The following is an 11,316-nucleotide window of genomic DNA, read 5'->3' as shown; positions in this document are numbered from 1 at the left end:
CCCAGTCCAATACCGGGAATCGATCGCCGCTTAAGATAGCGTCTTTTTTTAGTGTCTACTTGACGGGGCTATGACCAGGCCGAGAAGGGCTTTTGGCGCGGGCTACGACTTTCCTGTCAAATACTCGTCTTTCGCCTTTTTTTCCTGTTCTTCGTTGGTCATTTCTTTTTCCAGGACATTGAACATGAGCTGGTCTTTGACTTTGCCGGGGAATTCTTTTTGCTCCACGCCAGCAAGCCCTGAGCTCAAGGAATCGTGTTCCATCGCGATACCTCCAGAGGAATTTTGAGGTTAAGATGCCCCAAAAAAACAGCGGCCATGCACGGCGCTCGGAAACCACCCATACACGGCGTTCGCCACCAATCAGCGCAATCCCCGTTATCCGGCAGGCAGGAAAAGCCCCATTGAAGCGAATGAGACAGCGCCAAGCAAAAGCGGTCATCCAAAACGTCAGACCGACCACAGGCACAGCAGCCGGCCTCCTTTCCTTTTGCCCAAAACCGCGCGACTTTTGGCACGCAAAAAAGCGGCCGCCGAGACGACCGCTTGCCTGTACCTTATCTACCGGACCATCACCTGTCCGGCCAGCCGTGTTTTTAATTCCTCCAGCGAACACGGAATCCGTTCGCCCGCCTCCCGCCTCCATTCAGGCGGCAACGCATCCCACAGCTCGGCGATCAGCGGCATGCCCAAATGCAGGCTTTCCAGCATTTCTCTTCGCGCCAGCGCCTCCTGGGGCTCTCCGGCAAAAATCAGCCGGCCTTCATCCATGACGCAAATCCACTCCGCCCATTCGAAAGCGATGTCCATATCGTGGGTCGCCATCAGCACGGTCGTGCCGTTTTGGTGAATGGCATCCAGCTCGCGCAGCAAATTTTTGGTCTGGTAACGGTCGAGGTAGGCCGTAGGCTCATCCAACAGCAGCAGCTCCGGCGCAAGCACCATGACCCCGGCAAGGGCGAGACGCCGCTTTTGTCCCAGGCTGAGGTGGTGAATCGGAACGTCCGCCAGCTCTGTCATGCCAAACGCGTCCAGGACAGCCCGCACTTTCTCGCGGATTACGTCGGCGGGCAAGTTCCGGTTGCACAGCCCGTAGGAAATATCCTCGGCGACCGTGCTGGCGATCAACTGATGCTCCGGGTCCTGGAAGACCAGCCCGACTTTTTGCGTCATCTCTTGCAAGGCAGCGCGTTTGTAGCTGAGGGGCGTTCCTCGCCACAGCACTTGCCCTTGCTGCGGCTGGATGATGCCGTTCCCGTGCAAAAACAAGGTGGACTTGCCGCAGCCGTTTCGCCCGAGCAAGGCGCATTTTTTCCCCTCCGGAATGCCCAGGGACAACCCTTTCAGGACAGGGCCACGGCCGCCTGGATAGGCGTAGTGCAAATCAACAAATTCCAACAGCCATGATGTCAAAGCATTACCCTCCTGTCCACCACTCCAGCAAAATCAGCAAAATACAGCCTGCGATTGACTCTGCTTCATATCGGCCGGAGCGAGAATGAGTGTGCAAGGAAAGCACCTGCAGGCTTTCCCCGAAGCCTCTCGCTGCCATCCCTTTGTACAGCGCATCGTACTTGCGCATGGACCTGACGAACAACTGCGCGGCCAGTCCGCTCGCATCCCGCAGCATCGCCCGGAACCCGCGATGGCCTCCGCGCGCGCGCTGGGCAATCCACAGTTGATGAGAGACGCCAAGCAGCACGAAAATAAAACGGTACATAATCATGAGCAAATCCGTCACGATGACCGGAAGTTTCAGCTTGCGCAGCACTTGCAAAATCTCGGCAAACGGCACGGTAAACAAGACAAAAGCAAAGCAGGCGAGGCTGGCCATCGTCCGCCAAAAAAGCAGCCACACCTTGTCGAGCGCGCTTGCCGGAACGTAGACCAGATACGGCCCGATCTTCCACGCCGCAACTGCCTGGACGCCCGCCCCTGCATCCGCTCTTACTGCTTCCAGCAACAGCGCCGGAAGCCCCAGGACAAAAAACGACAGGGACAGGATGAAAAATCCGAAATAGAAACGGACGGGAATACGGGCATACACCATTACCCATACTCCCATCCATAGACAAATCGCCATCTGCAACCATTCATGTCCCGTCAAAACGAGCAAAATCAGCACGCCCGCAAACAGGAGCTTGTGCTCAGGCGGCAAAAATCGCAGCCGGTTTTGATAGGAAAGCGAATCAAGCTGCTGCCAATTCATTTTTTATGCTTATCCAGCCGGCCCTTGTACAATCCCACGGCATAGCCGACAACGCCCGCCCCGAGCGCCGCTTGCACCGCGAACAGCAAGCTCTCTGTCTCGCCGCCTGGCGGTTCAAGCAGCGGCTCGAACCACGGCTCGTAAGCAGGGGCGATTTCCTTGATCGCTTCCTCAGCCGCTCCATCTGCTCCCCCGAACTCCGAATCCTGCACCAACAGCAACGGCACAACCGCCAGCAAGACTACGCCCAGGAGCAGCAGCCAGTTCATCCCTTTTTTCACAGCGATTCCTCCCGTTTCAGCAGGCGAAGTTGCGCCAGCTCTTTTGCATTGTAAGACTGCAGCCAGTTCCAGACGAGCACGGTCAAAAGCCCTTCGCTGATCGCCAACGGAACCTGGGTGATGGCAAAAATTCCTGCGAATTTCGCGAACGATGCCATAACGCCGCCGGATTCAGCCGGGAAAGCCAAAGCCAACTGCACGGAGGTCACGACATAAGTAGCCAAGTCTGCGAGCGCAGCAGCAGCGAATACGGCCAAACGCTGTCCGCCGTTTCCGCGCACGATCAGGCGATAGACGCCGTAAGCTACCATCGGCCCTACTACTGCCATGGACACCGCATTGGCTCCAAGCGTCGTCAGCCCTCCATGCGCCAAAAGCAGCGCCTGGAACAGCAGCACCAGGCTGCCGAGCACGGACATGACCCACGGGCCAAACATGATCGCGCCAAGCCCGGTTCCCGTCGGGTGCGAGCTGCTGCCCGTCACCGAAGGAATTTTCAGCGCGGATAACACAAAGGCAAACGCGCCGGATACGCCGATCAGCAGCTTCATTTGCGGATGCTCCTTGACGATTTTGTTCAAGGAACGAATGCCGAGAATAAAAAATGGAATAAATACTACCCACCAAAACAGCGCCCAGCCCAGCGGCAAATACCCTTCCATGATGTGCATCGCGTGGGACGTCTGCGGTTCATTTACGAGAAAATAAAGGACAAAGCCTGCAATCAACAGACAGGTCGAAACGAAACGGGATCGATTCAAGACATTTCCTCCTCCTTTGCTGTTCTTTCTTTTTTCACCAACAAAAAAACCTCATCCGCTAGCAGACGAGGTATGCGCACAAAAACAACAGACCGTTGGCACAGTCCTATTGCTTCGTATTCACCGCTCCTTTCCGCGAAGGTATTCCTGGGTGTGGCAAGTAGGTAGGTCTCCTGGCTTTCAGCTCATCGCGCTCTTTGTCCTTCCCCATATGAATATGAGTGGCTCTATCTCAAAGAGAACTCCCTGATTACAGTGGCGGGACCGCTCGGGACTTTCACCCGATTCCCTGTTACCCTTTATGCGGCTTGCACATAAAGGCACCTATCGCCGACGATATGCAATTGTTAGATAGTTCTTGCTTGTCCCACATTATTATACAGAATCAAGGGAAAAAGCGGAAGAATATAATCAGCGGAGTATAACTGCGTAAAAAAACCGATGCCCCGCCATTCCGGGAGTCATCGGTCTTTGTTGCATCCGCTTCTTTTTTATGCTTACGACCTGGCGTCCACGCCGACCGCTTCGCTGATGTGGGAAAAGCCGTCGCGCTTCAACAGTTGCAAAAGCTTTTTGTTGATTTGCTTGGAGATGCCCGGGCCTTGATAAATCATTCCGGTGTACACTTGCACGAGACTTGCGCCCGCCCGGATTTTCGCGTACGCATCTTCCCCCGTGAAAATGCCCCCTACGCCAATGATCGGCACCTTGTCGCCCACTTCCTGGTAAATTTCTTTTACCCAGGCAGTCGAACGCTCTGTCAGCGGTTTTCCGCTCAGTCCTCCCGCTTCCTCGGCATAGTGATGCCCTTGAACGGCTTCACGCGACAAGGTCGTATTGGTGGCAATAATGCCGGAAATGCCCTCTTCCACCGCTCCTTGCACGACATCGCGCATGTGCTCGTCGGACATGTCGGGGGCTACTTTGAGCAGAATCGGCTTTTTCTGAATGCCGCGCGCTTCCATTTCCGCCGCTTTTTCGCGCACCGCCCGCACCAGCAGCCGCATGCTCTCGGTTTCCTGCAAATCGCGAAGATTGGGCGTATTCGGAGAGCTGATATTAATGACGAAATAATGGCCGTACGAATAGAGCATGTCCAGGCATTTGATATAGTCAGAAGCCGCTTCCTCATTGGGAGTGACTTTGTTTTTGCCAATGTTGATCCCGATCGGAACATCGGAATACGCGTAATCGACCAGGTGCTGCGAAGCCAAATAAGCACCGTGGTTGTTGAAGCCCATCCGGTTGATGATCGCCTCGTGCTCAGGCAGGCGAAACAGGCGCGGCCGCGGATTGCCCGGCTGTCCTTGCGGGGTCAATGTCCCGACTTCCACGAACCCGAACCCGAGCGCACCCAGTGCATGATACACTTCGGCATTTTTGTCAAAACCGGCGGCGAGCCCTACCGGATTGGGAAACGTCATTCCCCACAGCTTTGTGGCAAGACGCTCGTCCTTCACCTGAAACATCATTCGCAGCAAGCTTTTTCCCGGAGCAGAATCTTCCACCAGCTTCAGGGCATCAACCGTTCTTTCATGAATCTCTTCCGTATCCATCTGGAACAGATATTTCCTAATGAGCTTATACATCCCGGCTGCACTCCTTACTCCATTTTTACCTCATTGTAGAATACCACACTTTATTTATCGTGGGCTAACCTTTATACGCGATACATATTTCCAGCCGGGCAAACAAACCATAACAAAACCACCAAGTCGGGGGGACGTTGGTTCATGAAAGCAGACGGAAAAATCGGGATTGGCCAAGCGATCATGGTGATGATGCTGTCGATCGGAATCACCAATCATGTCACCCTTATCCCCCTGCTGCTCAGCAAAGCCGGGCGCGATGCCTGGCTGAGTGTCATCTTTGGCATGATCCCCTTTTGTGTTTGGGCGTACGCGCTCTATTTCATCAACAGCCGCATCGGACAGCAGTCGTTGTCCCACTGGCTCTTGCTACGGTCCGGAAAAGCCGTCCGCTTCCTGCTGCTCATCCCCATCATGCTCTGCCTGTACATGATGGCACTCGTCAATCTGGTTGATACCCAAACGTGGACAACCGTCAACTATTTGCCGCAGACGCCCGAGTGGGTGACTGCGCTTGCCCTGATGATCTTGTGCGTTCTCGCATCCTACGGCGGCATTGCCTCAGTCGGCATTACTTCGGGCATATTGCTGCCCATTGTCTCCTTGCTTGGCATGTTCGTCGCATTCGGCAACGTACCGAAAAAAGACTACTCCCAGCTCTTGCCGCTGTTCCAGAACGGAATTGCCCCTACCGTGCACGCCATGGTTTTGTCGGGGGTGGCTTTACCGAGCTGTTCCTGCTGCTGTTGCTGCAGCATCACGTGCGCAAACCGCTGCGGCTCATCCACTACATCGTCATGATTGCCATTACCTTGGTCCTGACGCTCAGCCCGCTGACGGGAGCCATCGCCGAGTTCGGGCCTGTGGAGTCGATGCGCCAGCGCTTTCCTGCCTTTGAACAATGGCGGCTTTTGACGATCGGAAAAGACATCGAAAACATGGAGTTTTTTTCCATCTTTCAATGGCTGTCCGGCTCGTTTATCCGCATTACGCTTTGCCTGCTGCTGCTCGGGGAGCTGCTGGTCCTGAAAACGAAAAAGCAGCGCAAGTACGTCATGCTCGCCCTCGGCGCCAGCATGATCGTTCTCACCAGCCTCCCCTACAACGACATGCAGTTCGTCACGTTTCTGTCGAAGATTTACTATCCGCTTTATTTGCTGGTTATGGTAGCTGTCACGCTCGTCTTGTTCCTGCTGTCGCTGCGCAAACCAACCGGATTGGAGGATGTGAGCCATGACCCTTGAAGAAGAGCTGCGAGAAAAATTCACGCATTGCGCGGATGTCATCTTTTTGCGGACAGTCACCCCCAACGATCAGTCGGTTCTCATGCTGTACTGCGAAGGTCTGGCCGACGTACGGCATTTGCAAGAGACGGCTTTGCCGCAATTGGAACGCTGCCTGACCGCCGGAGACTTGCGTTCGCTCCCGCTGATTCCGCTCTACACCAATCCTGAGCTGTGGACGGAGCGGCTCTTCTCGGGAGATTTGCTCATCTTTTTGAAAGGGTCGCCGCCTTTTGCCTGGGACATTTCCAACCGTCCGCAGCGGGGCACGGAAGAAGCCAACACGGAGATTTCGATCAAAGGGCCGCGGGACGGCTTCGTGGAAGACTTGTCTACCAATGTGGCACTCATCCGCAAGCGGCTGCGCACGATCACGCTCGCCTATGAGCCGTTCATTCTCGGCACACGCTCTCGCAGCCGAATTGCGCTGATGTACATGACCGACAGCGCACCGCCTGACCTGGTGGAGATGATGCGCGACCGGCTGCTCTTCTGCGACAACAAAAAAATATTGAACAGCGCTCTTTTGGAAAAAATGCTGAGCGACAACCGCAATTCCTTGTTTCCTCTGGTAGATTACACAGGGCGGCCCGACTTCGCCATTTACATGCTGCTGCAAGGAAAAGTAATCGTGATGGTCGACGGCTCGCCTCTGGCGCTGATTGCTCCCGTCTCGCTGCTGGAGCTGATTAAATCTCCCGAGGACGACCAGTATCCGATCGTTTACGTCTGGCTGGAGCGCTTGCTGCGCCTCGGCGGGTTTTGGATCGCAGCGTTTCTCCCGGGGTTTTGGATTGCCCTGTCCGCCTACAACGTGGAGCAGTTCCCGTTTCAACTGCTCGCCACTGTCACCCAAGGGCGAAAAGGCTTGCCTTTTTCCGCGCCCATGGAGCTGTTCATGATTTTGTTCATCTTTGAATTTCTGCGCGAGGCCGGAGCCCGTCTGCCGAAAAACGTCGGTCAGACGCTGGCGCTTGTCGGCGCGCTGATTATCGGGGACGCTTCCATTCGCGCGGGACTGACTTCGCCCTCGATGCTGTTCGTAGGCTCCTTGACTGTCGTCGCATCCTTCACGCTGGTCAACCAGGCGCTCAGCGGCGCGGTTACGGTCGCCCGCTTCATTGTGTTCATCCTGTCCTCCACGATCGGCATGTACGGGTTCGTCATTGGCATGATCGCGATTATTTATTACTTGTCCACCTTGACCTCGTTCGGCAGACCATACTTGTTGATGGGCTCGTCGAACGTGCTCTCCGATCTGCACCTTGTCTTGTTCCGGCCGCTGATCTACTTTTTCCGAAAAAACCGATGCGGAACGGAGGTGCCAAATGAAGGCCGCCCGAATCGCCTGTGCGCTGCTGCTCTTGGCCACCACGCTCCTCAGCGGCTGCTGGGACCAGAAATCGATTCAGGATTTGAGCTATTTGTCCGCGTTCGGCGTTGACTTTATCAACAACGAATACGTCCTTTACGCCCAGTCGGTCGACCTCGCAAGCGTAGCCAAACAGGAGACGAGCGCCACCCCGAAATCGCCTCCCGCCACGATTTCCATCGGAAGAGGCAAGACGCTGATGACCGCGTTTGACAATCTGCAAAAAAACTCGCAGATTCCGCTGTTTCTCGGGTTTGTGTCGTCCCTCGTTGTTCACGAGCGCATCTTGCAAAAAGGCATTATTTCGACGCATGACATTTTGAACCGCTACGGCTTGATTCGCTATACAAAATGGGTGTTCGGGACGCGGGAGCCGATCGACAAGGTGCTTGGCAACCATTCCCTTTCCGGCTTCTCCCCGCTGACGTCCCTCTTGCATCAGCCAAAGGACGTCTACGAGCAGCGCTCCTTTATCGAGCCGATGCAGTTTTACCGATTCATCTCCAATTTCTAGGAACCATCGAACACGGTGCTGCTGCCCAACATCACGATCTACGAGCGTTCCTGGAAAGAAAACAACCACTATGTTTCGCGGCTGACCATAGACGGGGTACACGCGCTCCACCGCGGCACATGGAAAGGGTATTTTCCGAGCCGGGACCTGATGGGACTGCGCTGGATGGACGAGGATACCGACTTTGCCGGACTCATCATCCGCGATGGTAACACCCCGAAAGCCACGATCCGCATCAAGCACGTCGGGCTGAAAATCGTCCCGGTTACGACCGGGCCTATGCCGCGCTACCATTTGCACGTCCATTTGCTCGGCTTCATTCGCGAGCTGATAAGCCCCGAGATCAGTCCAGAGCAGATCCAAAAAAACTCGGAGGAACAAGTGCGTGAGCAAATCCGCGGAACGTTTTTGAAGGGGGTGCAAAAAGGCACCGATCTGTACGGACTGGAAAGGGAGCTGTTCAAAAAAGACTACCGGGCGTGGCGAATGTATGAAAAAGCGCAGCGCACCGCGCCTACGCGCGACTCGATTGCCAGCATCCAAATCCACGTCCATTTGAGCGACTCGGGCAAGATGAAAATGGAATCCACCAAATACCCGTCCCCGCTCGGACGCGAGTAACAGCCCAGACAGCAAAAAACTGCTTGCCGACATCTGCGGCAAGCAGTTTTGTTTTCAGAAAACCGGATTAGTTTTTCACCAGCAGAACTTCTTCCACGGAAGCGTATGGCAGGTTGTGCGCATCGGCTACCGCTTTGTAGGTTACTTTTCCGTCGATGACGTTTACGCCTTTAGCCAGCGCGCGGTTGTCGCGGATCGCTTGGGCGTAGCCTTTGTTCGCCAGTTGCACAGCGTAAGGAACGGTTACGTTGGTCAGCGCCAGCGTGGAAGTGCGAGCTACCGCACCAGGCATGTTCGCTACTGCGTAGTGGATCACGCCGTGTTTTTCATAAGTTGGGTTGTCGTGCGTCGTAATGCGGTCGATAGTTTCGATAGAACCGCCTTGGTCGATCGCCACGTCTACGATCACGGAACCAGGTGTCATCGCTTTGACCATGTCTTCCGTTACGAGACGAGGTGCGCGTGCGCCAGGGATCAGGACAGCGCCTACGAGCAGGTCTGCTTTTTTCACCGCGTTTGCGATGTTGAAGGAGTTGGAGATCAGCGTTTGCACGCGACCTTGGAACAGGTCATCCAACTGGCGCAGACGGTCTGCGTTCACGTCGATGATCGTTACGTTTGCACCGAGACCGAGCGCCATTTTCGCAGCGTTTGTCCCTACGATCCCGCCGCCGATGACGACGACCTCGCCTTTTGGCACGCCAGGTACGCCGCCGAGCAGCACGCCTTTTCCGCCGTATTGTTTTTCCAGGAACTGCGCCCCGATTTGCACGGACATGCGGCCCGCAACTTCGGACATCGGCATCAAGAGCGGCAGAGCGCCGTTGTCGAGCTGGATGGTTTCGTACGCGATTGCGATTACTTTTTTATCAATCAGTTCACGAGTCAGCTCAGGCTCTGGAGCGAGGTGCAAGTACGTGAACAGGATCAGACCTTCACGGAAGTAGCCGTACTCGGCTGGAAGCGGTTCTTTTACTTTCATGACCATGTCAGCGGCCCACGCATCTGCTGCGGTCGCGACAATCTCAGCGCCTACTGCAGTGTAGTCTTCGTTGGTGAAGCCGCTGCCTTGGCCTGCGCCGGTTTCTACGCGGACAGAGTGTCCGTTTTGCACCAGAGCGGCTACGCCTGCAGGCGTGATGGCTACGCGGTTTTCGTTATTTTTTATTTCTTTTGGAATGCCAACGATCATGATAGGTAGTCCTCCTTGGAAACGCCGATTTAATGAGATTACTATCATTGTACAGCGACAGTTGGTAGCGTTTCCTTGGGGATTCCTTTAATTTTGCCGTCCTTCTTTTTGTGAAAATTCACAAACGAACTATTGTTCCTGATCGAGCTTCGCCATTTTCAGCTCCAGGTAGAGCGCCGCCCGCTGGTTCATATTTTCCAGATCGACCCGCATGATTTCCTCGATCCGCCGCAGCCGGTAGCTCAGCGTGTTGATGTGGATGTGCAGCCGCTGGGCCGTTACGTTTACCTTGCCTGCGGCATCGAGAAACGTCTCCAGCGTCTCCAGCATCGCCGTCTGGTTGTCGCGGTCGTACTGCCGCAGCTTCTCCAGCCGTTCATTTTCGTAGCCTTGCTCCGCTTCCCACTGCTTCAACTGCAAAAGGTAGCGGTAAATGCCCAACTCGTGGTAGCCGTAAACGCCTTCGTTTTCCTTTGGGAACAGCTTTTTGATCTTGAGCGCGTGCAGCGCCTCCCTGTAGCTTTTCACAATCTCCGAGTACGTCCGGTAGCCAAGCCCGTATCCGGCAACTACCTGGCGCCCTTCTGTGACGTGGGCTTCCAGCTTGCCCAAGGAATCGGCTAAAAACTGCTCGACCTTGCGAATCAGGACTTCGCGCACATCTTTTTTGCCGTCCTCGCTAAGCCCGATCAGCAGGATGATTTGCGAGCCGTCCACGACCCACAAAAGCTTGTCGCGCATGAGGAGCGGGTACAAATACTGGTCGAGCCGCGCTCCGGCCGCTTCGATAATGCATATCAAATAAGAGGTCGGAAGCTGCATTTGCAGGCTGTCCGCTTTTTGCCGGATGGCGCTCTCGCTCTTGTGGTTGCCGAGCAAAAGCTCCCATAAAAACTCCTTGCGCCGCTGCTCCTCGGCCTTGCGCTTGCCTTGCCGCTGCATGAGCCGCGAAACCGCTACCCGTGCCGCCTGGCGCAAAATCTCATCGTCTTCGGGCGTAATCGGCCGATTCACTTCCTGCGCCCAAATATACCCGAGCACATCGCTGCCCCGGCGAATGGCGATCGCCACCCGCTTGCCCAGGCCGACTTCATCCTTGGCCGGGATGTGCACCGGATCATCCTGCGTCAACAGCTCCTGAAACACGCCGTCCTTCCACAGCCGGGTCAGCACCTTTTCCGGCACCCTCCGCCCCATGATCGTCGACCAGCGCGCCTGATCCGTGCTGTCCCCGTGAGAGCTGTAGGCAATCAGCTTGTGATCCGCATCTTCAACTGTAATCGGGTTTTGCAAAAGCTCGCCAATCACATCGGCAAGTTCGTCTATATCGGCATGCTGATACTGTTGAAAATAGTTAGGCTCTACGGACACATTTCCACCTCTTTACCGCGCTTTCATACGTGTGCTTTTATTATACGAGCCTTTTGCAGATTTCTGAGCCCTTTCGTATCAAGCACTTGAAAAGCATAAAAAAGGACTTCACCCCAAGAAGGA

The 11,316-nt window shown here is 55.2% G+C and carries 13 protein-coding genes and 1 riboswitch; of the genes, 5 read left to right on the top strand and 8 right to left on the bottom strand.

The features are described from left to right. Window positions 1–102: 102 nt before the first annotated feature. The 6 genes from AC3WQH_RS24425 to AC3WQH_RS24400 form a co-directional block, all read right to left on the bottom strand. Window positions 103–264, bottom strand: a complete 162-nt coding sequence (locus AC3WQH_RS24425) for a hypothetical protein (RefSeq protein ID WP_005835728.1) — start codon at window positions 262–264, stop codon at window positions 103–105. A 297-nt stretch (window positions 265–561) separates the two neighbouring features. After that, a complete protein-coding gene (locus tag AC3WQH_RS24420) occupies window positions 562–1,413 on the bottom strand; it encodes an energy-coupling factor ABC transporter ATP-binding protein (protein WP_025846863.1) in 852 nt (283 codons plus the stop codon). 4 nt (window positions 1,414–1,417) lie between these two features. Beyond that, the gene (gene cbiQ / locus AC3WQH_RS24415) at window positions 1,418–2,209 is read right to left on the bottom strand and encodes a cobalt ECF transporter T component CbiQ (RefSeq protein WP_007785756.1); all 792 of its coding nucleotides are present in this window, start codon (window positions 2,207–2,209) and stop codon (window positions 1,418–1,420) included. Continuing rightward, window positions 2,206–2,490, bottom strand: coding sequence for an energy-coupling factor ABC transporter substrate-binding protein (locus tag AC3WQH_RS24410; protein WP_005835876.1), 285 nt, complete (start codon window positions 2,488–2,490; stop codon window positions 2,206–2,208). The genes cbiQ and AC3WQH_RS24410 overlap by 4 nt, the downstream gene beginning before the upstream one ends. Continuing rightward, window positions 2,487–3,251 (bottom strand): energy-coupling factor ABC transporter permease, encoded by a 765-nt coding sequence (locus AC3WQH_RS24405; protein ID WP_283858244.1) that lies wholly within the window; start codon window positions 3,249–3,251, stop codon window positions 2,487–2,489. Before AC3WQH_RS24405 ends, AC3WQH_RS24410 begins: the two co-directional genes overlap by 4 nt. 146 nt (window positions 3,252–3,397) lie before the next feature. After that, a riboswitch (cobalamin riboswitch) is annotated at window positions 3,398–3,594 on the bottom strand. Window positions 3,595–3,748: 154 nt separating this feature from the next. Beyond that, window positions 3,749–4,840: a quinone-dependent dihydroorotate dehydrogenase gene (locus tag AC3WQH_RS24400; RefSeq protein WP_005835873.1), complete on the bottom strand. Its 1,092-nt coding sequence runs from the start codon at window positions 4,838–4,840 to the stop codon at window positions 3,749–3,751. Between the two features lie 144 nt (window positions 4,841–4,984). Between AC3WQH_RS24400 and AC3WQH_RS24395 the strand changes: the two genes are divergently transcribed. From AC3WQH_RS24395 to AC3WQH_RS24375, 5 genes are read left to right on the top strand one after another with little or no spacing between them, the layout of a single operon-like run. Next, window positions 4,985–5,641 (top strand): GerAB/ArcD/ProY family transporter, encoded by a 657-nt coding sequence (locus AC3WQH_RS24395; RefSeq protein ID WP_310670711.1) that lies wholly within the window; start codon window positions 4,985–4,987, stop codon window positions 5,639–5,641. Further along, window positions 5,602–6,084 (top strand): SLC5/6 family protein, encoded by a 483-nt coding sequence (locus AC3WQH_RS24390; protein WP_492332292.1) that lies wholly within the window; start codon window positions 5,602–5,604, stop codon window positions 6,082–6,084. The genes AC3WQH_RS24395 and AC3WQH_RS24390 overlap by 40 nt, the downstream gene beginning before the upstream one ends. After that, entirely contained in the window at window positions 6,074–7,567 is a 1,494-nt protein-coding gene (locus tag AC3WQH_RS24385; protein WP_005835870.1) for a spore germination protein, read from the top strand. The genes AC3WQH_RS24390 and AC3WQH_RS24385 overlap by 11 nt, the downstream gene beginning before the upstream one ends. Next, the gene (locus AC3WQH_RS24380) at window positions 7,548–8,009 is read left to right on the top strand and encodes a Ger(x)C family spore germination protein (protein ID WP_005835869.1); all 462 of its coding nucleotides are present in this window, start codon (window positions 7,548–7,550) and stop codon (window positions 8,007–8,009) included. The genes AC3WQH_RS24385 and AC3WQH_RS24380 overlap by 20 nt, the downstream gene beginning before the upstream one ends. Before the next feature lie 15 nt (window positions 8,010–8,024). Beyond that, a complete protein-coding gene (locus AC3WQH_RS24375) occupies window positions 8,025–8,630 on the top strand; it encodes a Ger(x)C family spore germination C-terminal domain-containing protein (RefSeq protein WP_005835867.1) in 606 nt (201 codons plus the stop codon). Between the two features lie 67 nt (window positions 8,631–8,697). Here AC3WQH_RS24375 and ald read toward each other — a convergent pair whose 3' ends face one another. Further along, a complete protein-coding gene (gene ald / locus AC3WQH_RS24370; protein WP_007785762.1) occupies window positions 8,698–9,822 on the bottom strand; it encodes an alanine dehydrogenase in 1,125 nt (374 codons plus the stop codon). Between the two features lie 129 nt (window positions 9,823–9,951). Continuing rightward, window positions 9,952–11,193 carry a PucR family transcriptional regulator gene (locus tag AC3WQH_RS24365; protein ID WP_005835864.1) on the bottom strand — a complete coding sequence of 414 codons (1,242 nt, stop codon included), beginning with the start codon at window positions 11,191–11,193 and terminating at the stop codon, window positions 9,952–9,954. Window positions 11,194–11,316: the final 123 nt, after the last annotated feature.

This window comes from Brevibacillus sp. FW301-21C12A, assembly GCF_058788915.1.
This window is presented reverse-complemented; position numbering and strand designations above follow the sequence as displayed.